Source organism: Pantanalinema rosaneae CENA516 (assembly GCF_050753385.1).
Lineage (GTDB): Bacteria > Cyanobacteriota > Cyanobacteriia > Leptolyngbyales > Leptolyngbyaceae > Pantanalinema > Pantanalinema rosaneae.
In genome coordinates, this window is the sequence record NZ_JBLZFZ010000014.1 from 104,547 (window position 1) to 128,626 (window position 24,080).

19 protein-coding genes, 1 tRNA gene and 1 CRISPR repeat array are annotated in these 24,080 nt (G+C 49.9%); of the genes, 9 read left to right on the forward strand and 11 right to left on the reverse strand.

The annotated features are described in order from the left end of the window. The first annotated feature begins 40 nt into the window (after window positions 1–40). On the forward strand, window positions 41–334 hold the full coding sequence (gene cas2, locus ACN4EK_RS10685) for a CRISPR-associated endonuclease Cas2 (RefSeq protein ID WP_431657844.1): 294 nt from the start codon (window positions 41–43) through the stop codon (window positions 332–334). A 203-nt stretch (window positions 335–537) separates the two neighbouring features. Next, a CRISPR array of direct repeats spans window positions 538–3,949; the repeat unit is 37 nt; unit sequence CTTCCAACTCACTGAATCCCGGCAACGGGACTGAAAC. A gap of 16 nt (window positions 3,950–3,965) precedes the next feature. Here the strand turns inward: cas2 and ACN4EK_RS10690 are convergent. Continuing rightward, window positions 3,966–4,535: a hypothetical protein gene (locus ACN4EK_RS10690; protein WP_431657845.1), complete on the reverse strand. Its 570-nt coding sequence runs from the start codon at window positions 4,533–4,535 to the stop codon at window positions 3,966–3,968. Window positions 4,536–4,578: 43 nt separating this feature from the next. On the opposite strand from ACN4EK_RS10690, the gene ACN4EK_RS10695 reads away from it, so the two are divergent. Then, on the forward strand, window positions 4,579–5,325 hold the full coding sequence (locus ACN4EK_RS10695) for a methyltransferase domain-containing protein (protein ID WP_431657846.1): 747 nt from the start codon (window positions 4,579–4,581) through the stop codon (window positions 5,323–5,325). Here ACN4EK_RS10695 and ACN4EK_RS10700 read toward each other — a convergent pair. After that, window positions 5,309–5,428 carry a helix-turn-helix domain-containing protein gene (locus tag ACN4EK_RS10700; protein WP_431657848.1) on the reverse strand — a complete coding sequence of 40 codons (120 nt, stop codon included), beginning with the start codon at window positions 5,426–5,428 and terminating at the stop codon, window positions 5,309–5,311. The genes ACN4EK_RS10695 and ACN4EK_RS10700 overlap by 17 nt on opposite strands. Before the next feature lie 119 nt (window positions 5,429–5,547). On the opposite strand from ACN4EK_RS10700, the gene ACN4EK_RS10705 reads away from it, so the two are divergent. Continuing rightward, window positions 5,548–5,853 carry a transposase gene (locus ACN4EK_RS10705; protein WP_431657849.1) on the forward strand — a complete coding sequence of 102 codons (306 nt, stop codon included), beginning with the start codon at window positions 5,548–5,550 and terminating at the stop codon, window positions 5,851–5,853. Between the two features lie 330 nt (window positions 5,854–6,183). Next, on the forward strand, window positions 6,184–7,599 hold the full coding sequence (locus tag ACN4EK_RS10710; RefSeq protein WP_431657850.1) for a hypothetical protein: 1,416 nt from the start codon (window positions 6,184–6,186) through the stop codon (window positions 7,597–7,599). Window positions 7,600–7,736: 137 nt separating this feature from the next. Here ACN4EK_RS10710 and ACN4EK_RS10715 read toward each other — a convergent pair whose 3' ends face one another. After that, on the reverse strand, window positions 7,737–8,339 hold the full coding sequence (locus tag ACN4EK_RS10715; RefSeq protein ID WP_431657851.1) for a hypothetical protein: 603 nt from the start codon (window positions 8,337–8,339) through the stop codon (window positions 7,737–7,739). A 238-nt stretch (window positions 8,340–8,577) separates the two neighbouring features. On the opposite strand from ACN4EK_RS10715, the gene ACN4EK_RS10720 reads away from it, so the two are divergent. The 5 genes from ACN4EK_RS10720 (at window position 8,578) to istB (ending at window position 13,829) form a co-directional block, all read left to right on the forward strand. Next, complete coding sequence (locus tag ACN4EK_RS10720) at window positions 8,578–9,918, forward strand: hypothetical protein (RefSeq protein ID WP_431657852.1); 1,341 nt, start codon at window positions 8,578–8,580, stop codon at window positions 9,916–9,918. Between the two features lie 124 nt (window positions 9,919–10,042). Continuing rightward, window positions 10,043–10,759: a hypothetical protein gene (locus tag ACN4EK_RS10725; protein ID WP_431657854.1), complete on the forward strand. Its 717-nt coding sequence runs from the start codon at window positions 10,043–10,045 to the stop codon at window positions 10,757–10,759. A gap of 7 nt (window positions 10,760–10,766) precedes the next feature. Then, window positions 10,767–11,099: a hypothetical protein gene (locus tag ACN4EK_RS10730; RefSeq protein WP_431657856.1), complete on the forward strand. Its 333-nt coding sequence runs from the start codon at window positions 10,767–10,769 to the stop codon at window positions 11,097–11,099. Window positions 11,100–11,578: 479 nt separating this feature from the next. Further along, window positions 11,579–13,192 (forward strand): IS21 family transposase, encoded by a 1,614-nt coding sequence (gene istA, locus ACN4EK_RS10735; RefSeq protein ID WP_431655899.1) that lies wholly within the window; start codon window positions 11,579–11,581, stop codon window positions 13,190–13,192. After that, window positions 13,110–13,829, forward strand: coding sequence for an IS21-like element helper ATPase IstB (istB, locus tag ACN4EK_RS10740; protein WP_431655901.1), 720 nt, complete (start codon window positions 13,110–13,112; stop codon window positions 13,827–13,829). Before istA ends, istB begins: the two co-directional genes overlap by 83 nt. 99 nt (window positions 13,830–13,928) lie before the next feature. Here the strand turns inward: istB and ACN4EK_RS10745 are convergent, their stop codons facing one another. The 8 genes from ACN4EK_RS10745 to ACN4EK_RS10780 form a co-directional block, all read right to left on the reverse strand. After that, the gene (locus ACN4EK_RS10745; protein ID WP_431657872.1) at window positions 13,929–14,195 is read right to left on the reverse strand and encodes a trypsin-like serine protease; all 267 of its coding nucleotides are present in this window, start codon (window positions 14,193–14,195) and stop codon (window positions 13,929–13,931) included. A 44-nt stretch (window positions 14,196–14,239) separates the two neighbouring features. Next, window positions 14,240–14,312 (reverse strand) — tRNA-Ala (locus tag ACN4EK_RS10750). A gap of 22 nt (window positions 14,313–14,334) precedes the next feature. After that, complete coding sequence (locus tag ACN4EK_RS10755; protein ID WP_431657857.1) at window positions 14,335–15,039, reverse strand: HAD family hydrolase; 705 nt, start codon at window positions 15,037–15,039, stop codon at window positions 14,335–14,337. A 55-nt stretch (window positions 15,040–15,094) separates the two neighbouring features. Continuing rightward, on the reverse strand, window positions 15,095–16,939 hold the full coding sequence (locus ACN4EK_RS10760; protein WP_431657859.1) for an AAA family ATPase: 1,845 nt from the start codon (window positions 16,937–16,939) through the stop codon (window positions 15,095–15,097). A gap of 102 nt (window positions 16,940–17,041) precedes the next feature. Then, complete coding sequence (locus ACN4EK_RS10765) at window positions 17,042–18,820, reverse strand: CHASE2 domain-containing protein (protein ID WP_431657860.1); 1,779 nt, start codon at window positions 18,818–18,820, stop codon at window positions 17,042–17,044. Between the two features lie 261 nt (window positions 18,821–19,081). Further along, on the reverse strand, window positions 19,082–19,819 hold the full coding sequence (locus tag ACN4EK_RS10770) for a DUF928 domain-containing protein (RefSeq protein WP_431657861.1): 738 nt from the start codon (window positions 19,817–19,819) through the stop codon (window positions 19,082–19,084). A gap of 29 nt (window positions 19,820–19,848) precedes the next feature. Continuing rightward, window positions 19,849–22,497 carry a CHAT domain-containing protein gene (locus tag ACN4EK_RS10775; RefSeq protein ID WP_431657862.1) on the reverse strand — a complete coding sequence of 883 codons (2,649 nt, stop codon included), beginning with the start codon at window positions 22,495–22,497 and terminating at the stop codon, window positions 19,849–19,851. Window positions 22,498–22,972: 475 nt separating this feature from the next. After that, on the reverse strand, window positions 22,973–24,067 hold the full coding sequence (locus tag ACN4EK_RS10780) for an EAL domain-containing protein (RefSeq protein ID WP_431657863.1): 1,095 nt from the start codon (window positions 24,065–24,067) through the stop codon (window positions 22,973–22,975). Window positions 24,068–24,080 lie beyond the last annotated feature (13 nt).

A 24,080-nucleotide genomic window follows, 5' to 3' on the forward strand; every position in this document is an offset into this window, starting at 1 on the left:
CTGCCCTCGCTTTTTCCGTCCCCATTTACGGTTTTTCTCGATGACCACGCTTTTTTACCTGATCATTTACGATTTGCCAGATACGAAGGCAGCCAATAAGCGACGAACGAGGCTACACAAGCTCCTGTCTGGCTATGGGAAATGGGAACAGTATAGTGTTTTCGAGTGTTTCTTGACCGCTGTACAGTTTGCCAAGCTCCAAGTCCAAGTTGAAAAATTGATTAAGCCCTCTGAGGATTCAGTCCGAATCTATGTGTTGGATGCTGGCTCTGTCCGCCGGACAATTACTTATGGGTCAGAGCAACCTCGACAACAGGAGACAATTATTCTATGATTGGGCATCCTCAATTTTGGCAGACCGAAGCAAGGGCAAAATCCCTGGGGGATCTGCCAAACGCTAGAACCTTGATAAATCAATACTTTTTTAATCTCCGGCGCAGAAGTAATAGGTCTGTGGAGGTTAAAATGAGGTTGTAAACTGGCATCTGCCAAAACCTGGCTAGGAATCCCCTCTCAGAGCCACTCTCAGGGCGCGGACTTCCAACTCACTGAATCCCGGCAACGGGACTGAAACACGCAGAACGATCGCGCTCCAGCCACGCCTCATATCTTCCAACTCACTGAATCCCGGCAACGGGACTGAAACCCTTTGCTGGCAACCGATCCGTTACTCTATCACTGTCTTCCAACTCACTGAATCCCGGCAACGGGACTGAAACGGCTCTACTACGCTGACCTAAGTGGTTCTAACCTGAGCTTCCAACTCACTGAATCCCGGCAACGGGACTGAAACAAATCGTCAGTAGGCATAAGAAAGAGTCTCCAAAGTCTTCCAACTCACTGAATCCCGGCAACGGGACTGAAACTGCTAAGCCGCCCGAGCGGATTGGGGGTGCTCAACCTTCCAACTCACTGAATCCCGGCAACGGGACTGAAACTTAGCTACAGCGATAGCTTCTTCTAGAGATTCAACCGCTTCCAACTCACTGAATCCCGGCAACGGGACTGAAACATTGAGTTCTCCGTTGGAATGACTGTTATCATGGCTCTTCCAACTCACTGAATCCCGGCAACGGGACTGAAACCAACCTCTAATCCTTGCCAGTCTGGTCGCATGGGCTTCCAACTCACTGAATCCCGGCAACGGGACTGAAACATCGGTGAATTTGCTTCCACACAGCAGCGTGTAGCGCTTCCAACTCACTGAATCCCGGCAACGGGACTGAAACTTGACTTTCTCCCCATGCCTAAAGGCGAGGGGATTCTTCTTCCAACTCACTGAATCCCGGCAACGGGACTGAAACGCCAAGATTGCATACAAATCTCCAGGGGGAACGTCTTCCTTCCAACTCACTGAATCCCGGCAACGGGACTGAAACGCTATAGGGAAACAACGACCCCGAACAATACCTTTTGCTTCCAACTCACTGAATCCCGGCAACGGGACTGAAACTCGACACTGGCAACCATTTTCAACCCTGGCAATTCTTCCAACTCACTGAATCCCGGCAACGGGACTGAAACCTCGACTTGCGCGATCGCTTTACCCTGTCCCAACGCTCTTCCAACTCACTGAATCCCGGCAACGGGACTGAAACGCGAGAGATTGTTAGCCGCTCCTTGTCCACCTCAGACTCTTCCAACTCACTGAATCCCGGCAACGGGACTGAAACTTTGCACATACAGGTCAACGTTCACTGCTCCCACAACCTTCCAACTCACTGAATCCCGGCAACGGGACTGAAACAACGATCGCAGCCGGTCGATTGTCCGGATTGCACAGCCTTCCAACTCACTGAATCCCGGCAACGGGACTGAAACGCTCTCTACATACGCCACATCTTTGAACACGGGCGGCACTTCCAACTCACTGAATCCCGGCAACGGGACTGAAACACAAACCACTTCTGGCGATCTTGAGAATCCATTTGGCGCTTCCAACTCACTGAATCCCGGCAACGGGACTGAAACTTCATGATTCTTTCCTTAGAGGGGTGATTAGGTTTCTTCCAACTCACTGAATCCCGGCAACGGGACTGAAACCTACGGCTCATTACTCACCCCCTCAGCCTGTTCTGGCTTCCAACTCACTGAATCCCGGCAACGGGACTGAAACTTGCGATCGTCCAGTCGTTGCAGGCGATGGCAGCAGCTTCCAACTCACTGAATCCCGGCAACGGGACTGAAACATCGCGTCCCGGCTTAATCTCAAATACAACACCGCTTCCAACTCACTGAATCCCGGCAACGGGACTGAAACTCCGACTGGAAGGGTGGGATTGCAGTTGAATCTGAGCTTCCAACTCACTGAATCCCGGCAACGGGACTGAAACTTGATTTGACAAAGGTCTTCCCGGTCTTAGCTGGACTTCCAACTCACTGAATCCCGGCAACGGGACTGAAACCCTAAGGCTCTTGTCCATCCCGTTGTACCTGTGACCTTCCAACTCACTGAATCCCGGCAACGGGACTGAAACTTTCAAACGCTGTGCCAAATCTGCAAAAAGCATGTTAACTTCCAACTCACTGAATCCCGGCAACGGGACTGAAACAAACCTTTGATACCTGGCAAGTCGGGAACGACCCTGCTTCCAACTCACTGAATCCCGGCAACGGGACTGAAACTTGGATGAACGCAGCGATCGCGCCATTCTCTGGGCTTCCAACTCACTGAATCCCGGCAACGGGACTGAAACCTTAATCGACTAGAGCGTAGGAAAGGAGCGCGGCTATCCGACTTCCAACTCACTGAATCCCGGCAACGGGACTGAAACCAACCTTCTGTCCGGCTAGGGTGTGAGTACAATCCGCTTCCAACTCACTGAATCCCGGCAACGGGACTGAAACTTTCCATAGTGGTGGCAGCTTCCGCCCCACTACCAGCACTTCCAACTCACTGAATCCCGGCAACGGGACTGAAACATGATTTGATCCAATCCGGTTAGTCACGATCCGCAGGCTTCCAACTCACTGAATCCCGGCAACGGGACTGAAACGTGGACTTATCCGGGAATAGCGCGGCTAGTTTAACGGCTTCCAACTCACTGAATCCCGGCAACGGGACTGAAACTCCAGCACAGTTGATCAAGTTATGAGGTAAGTATGCACTTCCAACTCACTGAATCCCGGCAACGGGACTGAAACCGCCACAGCGCTGTATATCGATTTATCCAAGATGTTGTCTTCCAACTCACTGAATCCCGGCAACGGGACTGAAACAGCTACCTCGTTGCACCAATGGCTACAACTGCGGTCGCTTCCAACTCACTGAATCCCGGCAACGGGACTGAAACTGAGTAGGCGAGTAAAGTGCCCCTGGATAACCCACACTTCCAACTCACTGAATCCCGGCAACGGGACTGAAACATCGAGATGTGAGGCGACAATCTGCCCACTTGAACTTCCAACTCACTGAATCCCGGCAACGGGACTGAAACAAATGTCTGAATTGGAGTTCGCAGGATGGCTCCTCATGGCTTCCAACTCACTGAATCCCGGCAACGGGACTGAAACTGTCCTTTTGGGGCTTGTAATTCGCGGCTTAATGACTTCCAACTCACTGAATCCCGGCAACGGGACTGAAACCTGGATGAGCGCGGCGATCGCTCGATTCTCTGGCTTCCAACTCACTGAATCCCGGCAACGGGACTGAAACAAACAGGTTGGCAATGAGTTTCGGCTCGATACACTGCTTCCAACTCACTGAATCCCGGCAACGGGACTGAAACTTCAAATGTCATGATTTCCTGACAAACCAAATCCACTTCCAACTCACTGAATCCCGGCAACGGGACTGAAACTGCTGAAAAGCACGAAGGGGCGAAGCTATCAGAGCTTATCTTCCAACTCACTGAATCCCGGCAACGGGACTGAAACACGAAAACAGTTCTAGATAACGCACTATTAGATGATCTTCCAACTCACTGAATCCCGGCAACGGGACTGAAACCGTTAACGGAATAGAGTTAGACTTTGCTTTTCAGTTCCATCAGCGCGATCGTAGTAAAAATGCCAACCATTGTGACAACCTGGGGATGTTTGGGTTTCACCGTTTGGCTTAACTGCCTAAGATGATTATGCGCTTCATCAGTGATTTTGATGGTGATTTCACCGGGAGAGCTAAACGCAGGTACTTCATACTTGTCTGCGATCGCTTTCGGGTTTGATTCCAGCACTAACCGACTGCAATACTCCTGAAAGGTAATGGAAATCCCACTCCGTTCCTTAATACGTTGGACTCGATCCATTAACCGTTTGTGGAGCGATCGGTTAATATTCAGCTTAATGGTGGTTATGTTCGCAGGTTTGCGACCTTGATTGTGACCAGCGCCCCCACGACGATCCTTGAAAAGTCGCTTCAGCGTGTAACCCTGAGCCTGCATTGTGGCCCAATCCTTTCGGAGTCGAAACCCATGAACCCCTTCGCAGTGCGGAAACGTTGCCGTAGTGCAGTCAATTTTCCGCATTTGGGCATCTAAGTAAACAATCTTGTTGGTTGCATCCACCGGATACCAGCGAGTTGAGCCGAATTTCATGGTCGTTACTCTCAGTCTTTTTGAATATAGTACATAGTACATTATGACTACTTCACCATCAATACCTCCACTGACGAACGGTTCTACCGGGGATGGCATCACCAGCGATCGCGCAGAATGGAAGTTCACCAAAGATGTCGCCGCCAACTTTGACACCCATGTTCAAAAGTCAGTGCCGTACTATGCAGAAACGCACCAACTGGCGATCGCGATGAGTGATTGGTTTGTGCATGATCACGCGAAAGTGTATGACTTAGGATGTGCCACTGGGCACTTGTTAGTGGACTTGCGGAAACGGCACGTTGGCAAAGGGCTGCAATGCACCGGATTGGATTCATCCCAGCCGATGATTGACCAGGCTCAAATTTATTTGCGGGGATACAACGGCATTACCCTCAAATGTGCTGATGTCCTCAAGGAACCCTTTGACGAGGATATTGCCCTGTTCTACTCGCTCTACACCTTGCAATTCGTCAATCCTCAGGAACGGTTAGGGTTGTGCCGCAAGATTCACGCCAGCCTCGCCCAACGGGGGGCATTTATCCTGGTCGAGAAGATACTGGACGCTGATCCCGTCCTGACCGATGTGTATATCCATCTGCACTGGTCGAAAAAAGCCGAAATGGGCTTTGATGTCAGCGAGATTTACAACAAGGCGCAAGCGCTCAGAGGGGTGCTTGTGCCCTTCACCAGTGAAGAGAATATCCGAATGCTGCAAGAGGCTGGCTTCAGTCGAGTTTCCACCTTCTTCAAATGGTGCAACTTCTGCGGGGTTATTGCGGTGAAGTAGGTTCCTCTGGATCTGGTTCGTACTGAAGCAAATCGCTTACTTGGCACTTTAGGTGTTTGCAAAGAGCATCCAAAGTGTCGTGAGCGTCCCGGAACGCTGGCAATCGATCGTATCGCTAATCAGGTTGATGGTACTGAATAAAGAGAGGCACATTCTGTAATGCATCCCAAAAACTGGACAAAGAAGAGAGAGTAAACTAAGTCCAAGTGAGGGAGCAAATCTATGGCAGCGAAACAACGCAAATACACCGCCCAATTCAAAGCGAAAGTGGTGCTAGAAATCATCCGAGGTGAGAAAAGTCCTGCGGATGCCTGCCGCAGTTACAAAATCCATAATTCAGTGTTGACTCGATGGAAGCGAGAGTTCCTGGATCGAGCCCACCAAGCCTTTGAGAGTGGAGAACAAACCAGTCAGGATGCCGGACGAATTGCCGAACTAGAGCAGATGGTCGGACGATTGACGATGCAACTAGAAATCGCAAAAAAGGCATTCGGGGGCTTGAGCGAGGACAAAGGCGGGAGTTGGTGAAGCACCTGAGTCAGGAGTATCCGCTGAGCGTGGTGTGCCCTGGGAGGAGAGATCCTGTAGTGCATGTAAACGTTCCCTTGCCGCCAAATATATCTTGTCCAAGCTCATTGACCTCCTTAGCAGTTCTAAAGACTACTAGATCATTAGGGTCATTAAGGAAAGACTGAGCATAGGCAGGGGATACCCAAAAGAAGGTTAAGATCCCACATAGAAAACAAACTAAAGCTCTACTAAATAACTTCATGCGACCCTACTGGTCTACGACAGATCCATCATGAAGCCTAAGAATCAAAACCAAGTAAGCAAGCATAATCTAAAGGACAAGTAATCATGGTCAAAACCAACAGACTACAAGAATTACTCATTCGCTTTTCTGAACCAGATCGATCTCTTATTACCGCTAAATACCTTGATGTATTCAAGTTCCCAATTGAAAGAGCTCCGGGCCGATCACAATACACACCGGAAGAGGCTAATCCTGGTGATTTCACCCCCTCTCCAATTAATTGGCCCTTAGACTTTACTAAGGTTATAGACGAGCTATATCTTATGACCTCTATGATGTATGGGTTATCAGAGTCAGACCGCTCAGAAGGGCTAGAAAAGCTACAAGAGCTAGCTGAGTTAATCTTAAATAAAACATTTGAGGCTGTAACCATACTTGATATGCCGCGACTCTTCGTACAGCTTTCTAAGGAGTATCAGGTTGGTGATTCTACCGTTCGCATACTAGGGCTCACAGATGAGTATGGGTACACAGATGAAGAAGTGATTGAGAAGGTTAAGTTCTCAATCACCAATGATATTGCCACTAGGAAGCTTGAGCCTATATCTGACCTCATTTACTGGGAAGCCCTACAACCTGAAGGAGGAGAGTATATCGAGGGGTCACTTACCTGTACTGGGGTTGTTTATCAGGCTGTACCTGAGCAGTATGTTCATCAACACCCTCAGTCGGCTATGACCGTCCAAGTAATAGACGGAGAATGGCAATACATTTGGGATGAATCTCACATCCCCTCCCGGTTTAGATTCAATGGCATATCAGGTAACTGCGACTACCTAGTTGGATCTCCGTTTGAGATAGATAGTTACATTCTAAGTTTCTCAGAGCCAGAGCGTTCTACTGCCCTAAACAGGTTCAATGACCTGATGCAATTTGTAGTGAGTTCACTACGGGCTCAGGTGACCCCAGCAAAGACCAATGAAAACCACCCCAGTACCATACTCAACCTGAAAGATTTTACAACTCAGAATGCTAAAGTTCGGTCTGATATAGAAGACATGAACCAATCGCTTGTTTACCTATACATGGTAGTTAATCGGCTTACTGGAGATGCCAGAGCAGTAGCACTAACAAAGTTCAATGAGTTGGTTGAAATCATTGAAAGTGTAGCCAGCAAAATGACTCTACCAAGTAGATCCAAATCAGTAATGTTTGTCCAGTTTGCAAAAGATTACCGTGTAGGAGACTCAACCACCAGAATCTTTGGTGTTACCTGTGACTTTGGTTATAGTCAGGAAGAAGTAATGGGAAACATTACCTTTGCCCTGAATAATCCTGAAACTGCCTATATCAAACTAGGGCCTGCAACAAGCTTTATTGAGTGGCAGAATGAGTTACCTGAAGGAAGTGAGTATATTGAGGGTTCGTTTACTTGCACCGGGGTTGTCTATCCCAGCTTCCACGATGTGTACCTGGATCTGTGTCCCCAACCCGACCCTTTAGAGGCAACAGACCGTTGATAGCCAGCTTTCAAGTCGCTCCCCTTGCTTAACTGACAAAACTAATTAACCCAGAGTCTCAACACGATTCTATTTAATGCAATGTCTATATTCAATGGGGTCATGTCGAGTTATTCCCTTGGGATAAGGGAAGTGGGTTAGCGCAGTGGGAGTCCATAGACCCGAACTTGATCTCGAATGTCCCAAGACAGCATCACAGGATAGTTAACAGCTATTACCGAATGCATTCCATGGAGTCGGGAGTTAGTTGTCTGCTTCTCCCAGGACTGAATACGATCGCAGGCATCAATATAATACATTTGTTTCTGAACCAGATGCTCATCGACGGAGGGCGGTTGATACTGATCCCAAAGTTGCCGGATGAGTTGGGCACATGCAAAAGTCCCTTTCCAGAACACAACAGGTGATTGGTAGTTGGGATGGTGCTTAATGGATCTGAAGGGCTTGCGTAATTCCTGTCTGGGTGCTTGCTTTGACCACTCAATCCATTGCGCCAGGATCTCTGGGGTAGAAGGACGGGAGTGCGGTGGTTTAACATAGCGATTTAGTAACCGTATGATCCATTCCTCCCATTCGTACCTTTGTATCCCTGCCTTGATGAGGTTCTGAAAACCGTCAGGATGATAGATGAATGGGTAAATATGAGTGCCATCCTGCTGAAGCACCCAGACAGCGAAGTCGATGTAAGGGTCAAAAATAGGGAGTGACGTATGCGCCAGGTCAGGCTTTAGAAGGGGCATATATTCAGCTAGATAATCGATCAACACTATCGTTCACCGATCATAATTCGTTCTGTGCGAAAGATCATTACTGCTTTGTTAAGCATCCTTACCCTACTGCTATCCTGGTTTTCAATAAGTTGGGTGCATGATGTCTATTAGATCTTGACGTAATGAGCAAAGTTCATAAACCAATTCACTTAACTACTGGCAGTTACCCTTTGTCTGCTACTGATATTTGGTTACTCTGCACCAGTATATGCCACAAAAATACCAGCCATTGTTGACATTAAGGAGCATAACAGAGTTCATGATGCAGCTATCTGAAGAGGAACTTGCCACTCTAAACAACATGGCAAATCATATCTTTGATCATCTTCCAGAACCCACCCTTAGTCAGGCTATGTCCTCTTTTCAGGAAAAATTTGCTCTGATTGACCGGGAATGCTTGTCACTTAGAGTTATTATACAAAGCTTCAAAGAGTACATTCACCTCCACCTCTCCGGGCAAGAGATTGAGGAGGCTATGGCAAAGTTTCGGAAACTGATGATCGCAGTTGAAGGTACAGATGAGCATCAACCGATAGTGTACGATCGCTCAAAAGATCCAAGTGAAATCCTGGATAACTTACTTCTCCGCTTCCCGGAACCGGAGCGATCGATTGCCCTGGCAAAGAATCAGGATCTCATTAACTTCACCATAGAACAAGTAGGAAAAGCACAGCAGGACACTTACGATTACCTTCCGACCTTCTACGTCCAGCTTGAGAAGAAGTACCGTATTAGAGCGGAGATCACAAGTATTTTAGGTGTTACTGAGGAGAACTGTTACAGCCGGGAGACTGCTATCAAAAGCGTTATGCAGGCATTGACAGTAGATGTAAGAAGACTTGAACCGACATCCGATAATATTTACTGGGAGGCTCCATCACCTGAGGACGGGGAATATATTGAAGGTTCATTTACTTATACTGGAACAGTCTTCGAAGAAGCTATTCCTTACCCGTACATCTACGTTCACTCTAGTCCACCTAAGATGGTGACTATTGAGAATGGCATAATCCAAGCTGAAAAGAACTACGATGCCCCAAAAGACTGGCCTGCGGATTTTGCCAAGGTTATAACTGCATTTGATGGACTCTTGTACATCATCAAAATGCTTCCAGAGCCAGAGATATCAATAGGGTGGCAGAAGTATACAGAACTGACAAAGTATATTCTGGGCGTAACTCGTAAACAGACTCAGTCACTTTTAGATACTCCTGTACGTTATGTCCAGCTTGCTAAGGAGTATCAAGTCGGAGAATCAACCGTCCGCGTTCTAGGTCTAGTATTTGAGACTGGATGGAGTGATGAGGAAGCGCTCAACAAAGCTAAGTTCTTAATGACTAGCGAGATTGCTTTTAGTAAACTTGACCCAACTTCAGGAATTTATTGGGAGGCTCCCATACCTAAGGATAGGGTATATGTTGAAGGATCATTTAGCTGCACAGGGGTTGTTTATCAAGCTATACCTGAGCAGTATGCCCATCAACACTTCCAAAGCCTTGCACCAGAATATGTAGACGAAAGATTTACAGTAGACAGGCTCGAAACCTAACTACCATTATCCTGCCCTTGGCTAATTAACCAAGAGCAAACTCTTTTATTTAACTCCAATAAATACAATCACCCTAGTGAAGTAACCAAAACCAACTAAGTTAATCGCTTAGATAGGAGGGAATATGACTAACAAATACCCTGATACTTACGGCATAGATGACCTTCTGATACGCCTCCCTGAGCCCAACCGCTCGTATATCATAACTAAGCACCTTGAATTGCTTATGTTCATAACAATCAACTACAAAAGGGGTGTAACCCCAGCCGTACAAAAGCCTGCTGAGGATGTGGAGGAGGATAAGGATGATTCTGAAGTGGTGTGGCCTCCAGACTTCCTTGTAGTTATAGACGACCTACTCCACCTTGAATTTATTATGCAGTACCTACCTGAACCTGCCCGTTCTGAGGGTTCAGAGAAGCTTATGGAGCTATCCAAACTGATCCTAACCAACACACCTCGTAGTGGATCTATCCTCGACATGCCCATGCAGTTTGTACAGTTCTCTAAGGAGTACCTAGTAGGTGATTCTGTCACCCAGATACTAGGTCTTACCAATGAGTACGGCTATACAGATGAAGAGGTGCTTGAGAAGACCAAATTCCTAATGACCACTAAGGATGCAATTAAGGAGCGTAGCCCAACCTCAACGCATATTTACTGGGAGGCTCCTATACCTGAAGGTGGGCAATATGTTGAAGGATCGTTTAGCTGCACCGGAGTTGTATATCAGGCTATACCCGAGCAGTACGTTCACTGGCACTACCGAAGTTCCGCATCAGTACGCATAGTTGATGGTATGTGGCAGCACGATTCAGACGATAGACCCATCAACGACTAAATGTATCTTGCCTCTGGTTAGACCAGGGGCAGAAGTAGAGCAGCGTTTGGGGAAATTGGTCGAAATTACGGGCGCACCCCTGCGAACCATCCAGGCGATCGCCTGTGCCACCTTTAATAAATCCCTGCGTGAGCTAACGGATGAAGAGGGCAGACGAGTTCGGTCTGAAATCTTTCTGCAATACAGCGAAATGCAGTACGGGTTTGACCGGGACTTAGCGATCACGGTGTTCAAGGAATTTTGGGCTGAAGGGCAGCGCATTACTGACGATCTAGAACTGTTTATTGCTTGGAAAGCGCACCTGCAAAAGTGGGCTGTAGAAAACCGTGTGAGCTACTGATTATGCTAAGAAGATTACTTGCTTGATTGGGCTGTAAAACAGAAGGAGTGAATGGGTAACAGACCATGCCAGACGAACCAATTCAATGCCCGATCGAATGCCCCAACCGCAAGTCAGGCGATGCAACCATTGATCGCTATCGGGAGCGGGGACGTTGGGGGGCGTATGTGTTTGGGCTAATGTGATGTTGCTGGCCGTTGCCTTCAGTGTTGAACGGAAGCCGGATGGAGTTTGGGAACCGAAGAATGATCCGCCTGTGCTGGTCTGGGGGTTACTATTCCTGTTGAGCGACAATTAACCTGGCCGCATCGCGACAATTAACTTGGCCGGTTCCAGACAGCCGTTCAGGTGAGCGAAGTGTGCCTTCTGACACAGTTTTACTGGATCAAAAAAAGACACTAGGCAACGTCAATTAACGCCAATTAAATGACTGCCCAGTGTCTGGAAAACGAATTAATTATCAACAGGTTCAACTATACATGAGCGCCAAAGAGAACGGCTGCACGCAGACAACTGCGGCAGCAAAAGCTGGCGTGTCTGTACGCAGTGGTAGACGGATAGAACAGGGCGAGTTGCAATCGCAACGAGGGCGTCCGCATGACTGGCGCACCCGCCGTGACCCGTTGGCTGAAGTTTGGGAAAGTGAATTGGTACCGATGCTGGAACACCAACCCAAACTGCAAGCGATAACACTATTCGAGTATCTGCAAGACACGTACCCCGGACGTTACAGCAAGTCCGTTATGCGCACCTTACAAAGGCGGGTGCAAAACTGGCGAGTCACGGCAGGTCCACCCAAGGTTGTGATGTTTGCTATCGAACACCCACCCGGAGAGATGGGCTTATCCGACTTCACCCACTTCAAGCAGGAACAAATTACGATTGCGGGTAAGCCGTTTGAGCATTTGCTCTACCACTACCGTCTAGCGTACAGCGGTTGGCAGTATGTCCAGGTGGTGCAGGGCGGGGAGAGTTTTGTAGCGCTCTCGGAGGGTTTGCAAAATGCCTTGAAAGCCTGTGGAGGCTGCCCCAAAGAGCACCGTACCGATAGCCTGAGTGCGGCTTACCGGAATCTAGGTTTGCGTACCGATATAGACATGACGCAGATGTACGACCGCTTATGCCATCATTACAACCTGCGTCCGAGTCGGAACAATCGTGGCATAGCCCATGAGAATGGGTCGATAGAGAGTCCTCACGGGCACTTCAAAAATCGCCTGCATCAAGCCCTACTATTGCGGGAGTCCTTTGACTTTCCATCGGTTGCCGCTTACCAGCAATTCATTGAACAGGTGATTATTCGACTGAACCAGGGATGCCAAACCCGTTTTGAAGAGGAAGTGCCCTATCTTCAGCCCCTACCCACCTATCGTTATCCGGACTACGAAGTGCTGAGCGTGAAGGTGAGTACCTACAGTACCATCCGGGTGCGACGGATGAGTTACTCGGTTCCCTCCCGCTTAGTGGGCTGTACTCTGACGCTGCATCTGCACCATGACCGGATTGTGGGGTTCTTCGGTCGTCAGCAGGTCGTTGAACTGCCTCGGCTTTACGCCCCGGCTGACAATCCTCGACAACGATTGCATTGCGTCAATTACCGCCATGTTATCGACAGCTTGCGCCTCAAACCGGGGGCATTCCTCTATTGGGTCTGGCAACAGGACCTCTTGCCCAACGACCATTACCGCCAATTATGGCGGCAGATTGAGCACCAATTTGACTCCTATACGGCGGCTCGCCTGATGTGCGAGGCCCTCTATATTGCGGCCAAGCAGGACAAGGAACACGCGGTTGCTCAGTATTTGGAGGCTCAACTAAATGCCAACGCCCTCAGTCTAGTGGGGCTACAACAGCAATTTCATTTGGTAGACGTGCCGTCCCCACCCACTCTACAAACCCAACAGCATGACCTCACCCATTACGACCAGTTGCTCTATGCCCATACCACCTACGGCCACGACAGCGATGGAAACCCTCAGCCTGCTGCTCAAATCCCTCAAACTGCCCTACATGAAACAACAGTGGCAGGAACTGGAGCGTCAAGCCCTCCAACAGGGGTGGACCCATGCCCAGTTTCTACTGGCACTGTGTGAGGTCGAAGCGACGCAACGCTACCAAGCTCGAGTCCAACGCGCCCTCAAAGATGCCCACCTGCCGCCTGCCAAAGCCTTTTCCAATTTTGACTTCAGCCGGTGTCCGGGTGTCCATCAGCCCACCGTCACGCAGTTGAGTCAGGACAAAAGCTGGCTCAAACGCGGCGACAACCTCCTGCTGTTTGGTCCTTCTGGCGTCGGCAAAACCCATCTCGCTGCCGCCGTTGGACGCTGCCTAATCGAGTTAGGAGCAACGGTCAAATTCCTCTCTGCCACCACTCTGGTGCAATTGCTGCAAGCAGCTAAGGCCAATCTCCAGCTTCAGTCTGCGCTGCTAAAGCTGGATAAGTTTGACCTACTCATCCTCGATGATCTTAGCTACGTCAAAAAGTCAGAAACCGAGACCTCGGTTCTGTTTGAATTGATTGCCCACCGCTATGAACTCAAAAGCCTCATGATTACAGCCAATCATCCCTTCAGTGCCTGGGACGACATCTTTATGGATCCAACCATGACTGTCGCTGCCGTCGATCGCCTCGTCCACCATGCGCTCATCCTGGAAATCCAAGCCGAAAGTTTTCGTCAGCAGGCCGCCAAAGAGCGATCTGCGACCTCACAGCAAAACCGGCCAAAATAATTAGCGCGGAGCGGCCAAAATAGTTGACGTTTCATATATTCCCGATCGCGGCGAGTTGCTTAGGCGTTCCAATTGATGCCGAGACGATCGGCAGAGTCATTAGTAGAGTGTTACCCACGAAGGACGATTAATCATGGATTTACTGCAACTAGAACAACGTTGGAAGTAAGGGAACTGCCCGACCACATCCACGATCGCGACATCTCTCGCAACTTTTTGCCGTTGTCGTCCGGTGGTTTGCTTGCCCCCGATCGTAATTTGAGCGGTGCCGTCACTTTTCCTAAAACAATGATTAGCGGTGAGTAGAACCGATGGAGCCACCATACATCCAGTGCAGCCCTGCCTACCGATTTGCAGGTGCGCGATCGTACTTTGTTGACATACTCACCGTCCTAAAGGAGAAGAGGAAATGGAGAGTAGGGGAATCGAACCCCTCGCCTCAGCGGTGCGATCGCTGCGCTCTACCAAATGAGCTAACTCCCCGAATGTGGATACTATTTTAGCATTAGGCGGCGGTGCGATCGTAGATCTGACGAATGCGATCGAGTTCCAGGTCAGAGAGGTAATCTACCGTCCAGTTGGCGCGGCGTTGCAGCATGTGGAAGGGGTAAGTATTGGCAACTCCGACGACGGGGATGCCTGCCCGTTTGGCGGCTTCGATGCCAGCGAAGGTGTCTTCAATCACCAGGCATTCCGGCGGTGTGAGGTTCAGACCGGGAAATTGTTGATTCAGGCGATCGACCGCCAATAAATAAATATCGGGTTCCGGTTTGCTGGCAACTGGATCATCCCCGGACACAATCAAGGCAAAAGCCTCCTGGAGTTGAGCGCGGTTTAACACTAGCTCAATTTCCGATCGCAAAGAGCCACTGACTACCGCTAACTTCAATTGGGCGGCTCGGAGATTAAAGATTAGATCAGGGACTCCGGGATAGATCGGGACTTTCTCCAACCGTTCTAGTTCGTGATGGTATGCCGCCGCTTTGCGGGCAATCAGGGTATCCAGGTAGGGCGTGGTGACCGTTCTGCCACGAGCCGTCATGAGGTCGGTTAAGCAAGCTCGATCGCTACGACCCAGACAGAATTTCCGAAACTCCCCCCGCTTCGGTCGCAGGTTTTCCTCCACCAAGAGTTGGTTAATCAACTGTTCGTGGAGAGGTTCATCGTGGATAATGACTCCATTAAAGTCAAACAGAACGGCTTTCAGCATTGCTTACTACAGTACGCCACCAGTATGGAGCGTATCACAATCCCATAGTCGTAACTTAGCTGGAGATTGCCCGTTGGTCGGCTAAGCGTTGATAGGCGGCAGCAAAATCTGCCTGGGTAATTTGAATGGCGGTGGGGTCGCTCAACCCCAAGGTGCGATAGCGACGAATCGCTTCTAATGCCGCTTGATTACTCAATAGCGACAAATCTGCGCCATTCCAGCCTTCTGTTTGCGTTGCCCAATGAGATAAATCGATATCAGCCAAAGGTCGATCGTGGTTATGCACCTGCAAAATTGCTAGGCGGCTGGATTGGTCAGGGAGATCGACTTTAATTTGTAGATCTAACCGTCCCGCTCGTAGCAGGGCTGGATCAAGGGCTTCCGGGCGATTGGTTGCACCTACTAACAACACATTGGGGCAATCCTGCAAGCCATCTAATTCCGTCAGCAGTTGACCCACCACACGATCGCTGACTCCCGAATCGCTCTGGAAGCTACCCCGCGCCGGAGCGAGCGAGTCAATTTCATCCATAAACACCACACAGGGAGCGGCTTGCCGAGCTTTGGTAAATAATTCCCGTACCGCCTGTTCCGAAGCCCCGACCCATTTACTCAGGAGTTCGGGGCCATTCACGGCAATAAAGTTTGCCCTGGCTTGAGCCGCCACTGCCTTTGCCAGCAAGGTTTTTCCCGTTCCCGGCGGGCCCCAGAGTAAAATTCCTCGTGGGGCTTTGGCTTTGGTCTGCTGATACAGTTCTGGATACAACAACGCCCCCTCTACTGATTCTTGCAGCGCTTGTTTCACGGTCTCCAGCCCCCCGATCGCATCCCAGGATACTTTGGGAGCCTCCACTTCCACCGATCGCAACACAGCAGGCTTAATCTGTTTCAATGCCTGAAGAAAATCCGTTTGGGTCACGGTCATCCGCGCCGGTAAGGGACTGTCGAAGGCCGGCATCAATCGGCGTAATGCTAGATAGGCAGCTTTCTGACAGAGCGCCTTGAGATCCGCTCCCACCATGCCGATCGCCAGATCCGCGATCGCAGCCAAATCCACGGATTGATCTAGCGGCATGGCTTGGGTCAGAATCGTCAGAATTTCTAACCGACCGGGGCGATCGGGGACGCGAAATTGCACCTCGCGATCAAAGCGTCCGGGGCGGCGTAAGGCGGGATCGAGATGATCGGGGCGGTTTGTGGCCGCCAGCACGATCACACCTTTCGTTTTGGCAAAGCCATCCATCAAGCCTAATAATTGCGCGACCACACGCCGTTCCACCTCACCCTCAACGCTGGTGCGATCGGGAGCCAGACTATCGATTTCATCGATGAAAATAATACAGGGAGCCGATCGCGCCGCCTTCTGAAACAAACCGCGTAAGCGGGCTTCAGCCTCCCCATAATATTTGCCCATAATCTCGGGCCCGACGATCGCGATATAATTCGCACCTAATTCTTTCGCCAGTGCCCGCGCCGTTAAGGTTTTTCCCGTTCCCGGTGGTCCGACCAGGAGTATCCCCGTTGCCGGTTCCAGTCCTAATCGCCGCAACACATCCGGACGCTTCAATGGTAATTCCACCAGTTCCCGCAGATCCCGAATAATTTCTGCCATGCCGCCAATGCCTTTGAGGGATACGGGCGGCACACTATCGGCGGCAGGCGGTGTAATAATTACGTCTTGAACCACCGTGGTAGATGACTCGGTCGATCGCTGGGAACGGGTACTGCGATCTGGAGCCGAAGCTGGAGTGGAGCGATCGACATCTGGCTCCGATTGCCTGTGAACATTGGGTTCAAAGCCATCTGATTCCGTTCTGCCTTCAATCACACGCACTAAGTCCAGAAGATTTTCAAATCCCTGATCAACCAGTTCCTCAAATTCTCTGAATAAATCGTCCATCTGCCTGCCCCTACCTGGTGCCTTCAGTATAGACATTTCAGTTGAGCCACGATGGGGCTGTATGTAGAACTGTTACAACACCGAATCGCGATCGCTCAACCGCTAGTAACGCTGACTTTGCAACAGTTCATGCAGCGAGAGTTGAACTAGCGTACAGCGATCGCGCCCAGCTTGTTTCGAGCTATATAGCGCTTGATCCGCTTGATTAATTAACAGTCCAACTGACCAATGTTCCCACTGAAGTAATTGAGCACTTACCTGCACACTCACCACGCCACAACTGAGCGTGACATAATTTGCCGCAATAGACTTTTCATGGGTTAATTGCAACGATCTCACCTGGTGCAAAATCCGATCAGCCGTTTTTGCCGCCGCGATCGCATCTACCCCAGGCAATACGACTGCGAACTCTTCTCCGCCATATCGCACAACCAGATCTGTGCGGCGAACCGCCTGCCGAATTGCCGTGGCAACCTTTTGCAGACAGGCATCTCCAGCATGATGTCCGTAGGTATCGTTATACAGTTTGAAGCAATCTACATCACACAACAGGAGCGACAAGTGCCCCGGTGTCTGCACCTGTTTGGCAAACTGTTGATCAAAATAGCGACGATTAGCGATTTGAGTTAGTCCATCGACATAGGCGAGTTGCTGTAATTTTTGGTTGTGCAATCCAATATAGGCGATCGCAGACCCCACCAAGCCGATCAGGGGTAATCCGGCAGGTAACCACCATCCCGCCAAAAAAACCAGATAACTACTGCCCAGTAATCCACTGCTCAACAGCCCAACCCGAAAAATCGCTCGACCATATAACCCCTGTGTGCCGATCGCCGACAGTTTCATCGCTTTCCAGGTCACAAGCAATCCAGCGACTGACCAACCGAAAACCCAGAGCCATTCCCAGCGATCTGGCAAGACCCGAATGAACGGACGACCATCCAATGCCGCACTCAAAATCTGACTGGTAATATTCGCCTGGACAACCACCCCGGGCATTCCCCCTGAGCGATCCTGCCGCCGATTATCGTAGGGAGTTGGGAAAAAATCCTTCGTGCTTTCAGCCGTTGAGCCAATCAGCACAATCCGATCTTGGAAATAGCTGGTGGGTACGTTGCCTTGCAGCACATCTGTCATTGCCACTGAGCGAAACTGAAGTTGATTACCACGGAAATTCAACAATGTTTGATATCCCTGGGCATCAGCATTGACATAGCCACCATCAGAGCTTTGAAACGGTAGAATCGTAGCTTGTCCCAACTGATAGATCATTTGGGAGGCATTGACAGTTTCTAAATGAATGTTGTCAGTGTTTAAATACGCTAAGGCAACTTTAGCTCCTAATCCCAAACATAAATCTTGAGTCTGTTCATCTATTCCTGATAACAAGGCTCGACGTACTGTACCATCGGCATCAACGACCAGATCTGCGGCGGCAACCTGTTGTGGATCTAAGGCGGGTGGGGGTGGCACTCGACGATCGCCAAACCGCTTTTGTACCCCGATCAAATTGGGCATGGAGCGAAATACCGTTGTTAAGCGATCGTAGCCTGTAGCAACGGGTAAATCTCGGTAAAGATCCAACCCCACCACGCGGGGCTGTTGAGCCTTCAGTTTTAATAACAATTGCGCTAAAACATCATCTGAAACCGGCCACTGCCCTGCTTGAGTAATATCATGATCATCAATTGTGACAATCACGATGCGATCGTCCAATGATTCGATCGGGCGGAATCGAAAGAATTGATCGAGCAGCGCCCACTCTAAAGGCTGAAACCACCCCGTCAGACTGCCGGCGATCGCGATCGCGGTTAGTCCTGGTGCGATTAACCAGATCCGCCAATGCTGAAGTATGCCCTGTTCCCATCCCAGCCACTTCACCACTTCTCTGCTCCCACAACTACCCACTTACCATAAAAATACCCTCACAGCAAAATAATTAGGAACACCCGTCATGCACTTTCCAGCAATTTGCGGATTATTTACTCCTCACTGCTGACTCTACTTCCACTAAACAAGTTCATCAGAGAATTTGTCATCCGTCATTTGTACGTTACCCATGACTAAATGACGGATGACAGATGACACCCTTATGGCTATATCAACCAAAACTCAAACTGATTTATTCCCTATTCCTTAGGATTACTCGATCGGAACGGTACTAATGTCTCCTAAGCCAACGGATTGTAACAACTGGCTCCAGGTAGCGGCGATCGAGGTGTACTGCTGCTGGTGTTGGAGTTGTGCCAGGGTTGATACCATGTCATACCAAATTCCCTGCTGCCCGAAAGCCGCAACCTGCTGTAGAGAAGGTGGTTGCCCCAGGTAGGGCAATACATCCGCCGGAGGTGAAATTCGCTGTATCCAGGCACTCGTAAACGGGCTATCGATCTGCAAGCGACCAGTACACAGAATCACAATGCCCCACTCATAGGGTTTGCCCACCTGTAAAGCTGGTAAACGTTCCGCCACATTCAGCAATACAACACGGCCACTGCCCACGATCGGGATGATTTGTTGATGCAAGGTCTGCCCACGATCGTCCTTCAACACAAATAACGCTTTCTGGGCGGTGGTGGCTGGAATGTAAGCAAAAAATTGGGGACGCTCTGCCACCGTGAGCCCATAGTTAGAATCGATCGGCGCTAAGGCTTGGACGATCGGCTGTTGCCCAGAAGTCTGCCGCAGACAAACACGATCTCCCCGCGAAGCTCCCCCGCGTGTGCCGGTTGGTGCCCCGCCCCCAGGTGGCTGAAACTGCACCACTGTCCCCGCCAGGGATTGAGCCGCAACCGTCATAGATAGACCTATGCCAAACCCGATCGCGATCGCCAGGGAACCCAAGGCATAACGATCGGTCACAATAGTGGATAGTTTCATCGTGCTTGCTCCTGAATACGCCCATCTAGTTACCACCAGTCTCCGACTAACACAAAGGGTGACCAGTAAAACGGTTGATTGTAGGTAGGATGCTTAAGTAATGCCAGTTGGGCGGCTCGTAACGCGGCGGCTCGCCCCAGCCCCTGATGCAGATATGCCTGATAAAATTCCTCCATAAACTGGGTTGTTGCGGCATCATTCACAGCCCATAAGGTGGCAAGGGTACTGCGAGCACCCGAACTGACTGCCATACCTGCTAACCCTAAGACAGCGCGTTGATCGCCCTCCGCCGTTTCACAGGCACTCAGCACGAATAGATCAATCGGTTGCGGGTTAGAACGCTGACGCTGGCGGAGTAACCGTTGCACATCCTCGATCGTCAGGCGATCGTTCCAGGTTAACAGAAACGTCCTATTCAGTTTAGAACTAAATTGTCCGTGGGTTGCCAAATGCACGATTCTGGCTGGGCTATGGGTAAGTTGCTCTGCCAATGCCGCTTGCGTGAAATCCTGATTTAATAACTGTGCCACCGATAATTGTTGGGCAAGGTGTTGCACCTCCGTTTCTACCCCCGGTAAGGCACTAAATCCTGAGCGGGCCTGACTAATCCCAGCAACCACTGCCCCCTGTTCTACCGCAGACGACGATCGCGGAGCCAGAGATTGCGATCCCGTTGACAGGGCAATGGCATATTTTTCCACTAAATACCGTTGACCATCGTGGAGCGCGGCAAGGGGCAGATGGCGGAATTGACCTGGCAATACAAACACCAATGTTGTTGATTGATCGAATGCCTGATCCGCTTCTAAAGGACGAATTAACCAATCATAAACCTGTTGGAGCAAGCGATGACGCTCTTGCAGATTTGCCAGTGGATGCAAGGATGCCATGAGTTGATTTAATGTTCGATCGATCTCCGCCTGCGATCGCGGCACTGTATAGTAACGCAGAGGTTGATTGTGCCGCACCACCAGAATAATCAGGCGATCGGGCAGAGTCAGAGGATAGATCACCGTGGTATTGGCATCGGCTTGAATCAAGCTAGCAGGCATTTCTAGCCGCGCCGTCCGAAAGAACTCTTTGAGTTCGGCACTTTGTAGCCCTGCCAGCAAGTCACGGGATTGCACTAATTCAGCTTGTTGCGGCTGTCCATCCAGCAATAATCCCACCAGTTCCCGATAAATTGGTTCCACACTATCCCGAAAGGAGAATGCCAGATCCGGATTGACGGTCAGTAGATCGACCCGCACCCGTTTTGCCGCTTGCACCGCCTCTTGATAGAGGGTAATCGCCTGCGATCGCTGGTTCTGTTGTTGATAGAGTTGTCCCAATCTCCAGGCAGATCGGGAAACTAATTCATACGCCTGAAGCTGCCGCGCCAAGTCTAATGATCGCTGAGTCAGGGCAATCGCTTCCGACCATTGCCGCCTCCAGCGATACAGTTGTCCCCATTCCTGTAAAGCATTCGCTTCTACCCGCGCATCCTGAATCTGTTGCGCCGACTGCACCGTTGCCGCCATTAGTTGCAATAGCTGATCTAGGGGCAAGAAGCGTTGGGAATAATCCACTTGACTGAGTAGCCGGACAAAGTAAATCGTTGTATTGAGCGAAGCCCGACCGGGTGGTTGCTGTTGGAGTTGTTGCCCTAACTCCGCTGCCATGACACTTGCCTGATCCACTCGGCGTAACTTCAACAGTGTCTCAAACTGTGCCAGACGGGCAGATAACCGATCGCCAGCATTGGTCGCTGCCGCCTCCGACTGCTGAAAATACGCTAACGCCTCCTTCAGGCGATTTTGTTCCAGAGCCACTCCCCCCAGGTGAAACAATAGGGGGCTGAAGGCAGCCTGGGCATTAATCTGGTGCGCGATCGCCAAACTTTGGGTAAAAACTTGATGACTTGTTTCTAGTTCACCCTGCCACCGCCATGCCAATCCGAGCGATCGTAAGCCATTGACCTTATTGGGCAAATCAGGTAAAGCGACTAACTGTTGTTGAATTGCCATCAGTTGCTGCTGCGATTGGCGATGCCGTCCCAAACTTCTGAGCACCTGTGCCTGACGAATCTGACAGTTGATTAACCCTGCCAGATGATCGGTTTGTCGGTAATAACGTTCAGCCGCTTTCCAGGTGGCTAGAGCCAGTTCAGGTTGATGGCGATGCCATTGCCAGGTTGCCTGGGTATGCAACACCTGTGCCCACAATCCTGCACTGACTGGTGTAGATTCGGATTTCAATAGCGTTAAACTCTGGTCGATCGATTGCTTTGCGGCTTCCCACTGGCTTAACTCCTGTTGTGCCAGCGAGAGGGAACTGAAACTTAAAGCCGCGTTCACGCGATCGCCCTGCTGCTGAAACTGTTGAGCGGCAGTCTGCCATGCCGTTGCCGCTTCCCAGAATCGTCCGGAGCGGTAAAGCTGTTGCCCTTGTTCTAGCCAATCAACCACCGGGGCAGGATGGAGGGCTGTCCTGGGCAGCGAAACAGGGGATGCCGTCGGTTGGGAAACCGCGATCGTCGGTACTGTAACCAGGGTCAAACCACAACTGACGATCCCTAAACTGCCATATTGCCACTGCCGCCTCCCCCACTCTAAACCAGACGACAATGGCGATCGCCTGTAGTGAAGCTGAAATCGCCCAAGAGTTCTGAGAAATTGCTGCATCTTATCTGCGTTCATAATAGTTCAGTAGCCTCTAACCAGTGCCTGATTAGTTAGCCCTGTAATCACTGGTAGAACCCCGACTGTGGCACCTTCAACGATACAGCCCTATAAACGTTTACCCCTTCACACCCTGATCAAACACACCCTGATCAAATTAGGGTTGGCCATCATTACCCCCATGAGCATTTAAGAATTGGGTATTGTAGACCACTATCGAGCCCGTAACAATTTTTACACCTGCCATTGCTGGCTATACCAGAGCTATTGTGATCCAGACGTTTACCCGTGGTTCGGACGCTAGAATGACCTGAGCAGACCTAGTAATAACAGTGGTTCAGGACGAGAAACCGATCTCTATCCATCTCCCTGCCTGACATTACCAAGGGATGTAACCAGTATAAAACTATACTTCCATTGTAGAAAAGTTATTGTGACAAACTTGTGACAATTTGGCAGTTGGTAGACCATCAGGGCAATGATGATGCGACAGTTAATTGAACGGTATTGCCTGTCCTGCTGATTTGGAGGTTGTTGTGGCTAGTAGCAAACTCGCCGCTTGGCTATCCACGGGTTGGGAGAAGAAGTAGCCCTGCATCTGTTTACATCCTAAAGCCTGCAACGATCGCAGTTCTTCCGGTGTTTCCACCCCATCAGCAATCACCTCTAATCCTAATCGCTCAGCGATCAGCAAAATCACTTCACTCATCTCCCAATTGTGCTCCCGGATCAGGGCTTGATCGATCTTAAGGACATCAATGGGGAGATCTTTTAAGTGTCCTAGTAGCGAATAAGCCGCCCCAAAATCATCAATATAAAATCGGATGCCCAGCGATCGCAGTTGAGCAAGTCCGGCAATTGCTTGTTCCGGATTGGGTAGTATTGTGCTTTCGCTAATTTTCAACGTTAAGCAAGTCGGATCAACCTGTCTGGATTGTAGAATTTGTTGAATCTGCTCGACTAAACCGGGCTGAGAAAACTGTAAGACAGATAGATTAATACTCATCGTCAACGGGGATGGGCACACAAATTGTTGCTGCCAGATTTGCAGTTGACCGCACGCTTGCTCAATGCTCCAGAGAGCTAGACGATGCATTAGCCCTATCTTCTCAGCCAGGGGAATAAAGGTATGGGGAGGAATCCACCCTTTTTCACCATGATGCCACCGAGCAAAGGCTTCAAATCCATTAACCTCCCCTGTGTTGATTGCAACAATGGGCTGATAGAGGAGATGGAACTCTTGGCGATCGAAGGCAGATACAAGCGCGTTTTCTAACTGCAATTCAGCAATTTTATCATCTGATAGAATTGCCATCGAAATAGCGGGTTCATTAGAAATAGCATCAGCCAGACGCTTTAATCGTGCCGCACTACGAATAGCAATGTCTAAAAAATGTTGACCTTCCTCAGAAAGAGAGCCAAAATGACCACTATTTAACAGTTCTAGAACTCCAAACAGTGAGGTCAGTGGGGTGCGTAATTCATGGCTGACCAATTCCACCAAATTAGGAAACTGATCAGCAACAAACACATCCGAAAAATGCTCTTTCTGGAAGCCAAACCGTTTAATATCACTTGTTTTTCTCATACAGGTGACTTCT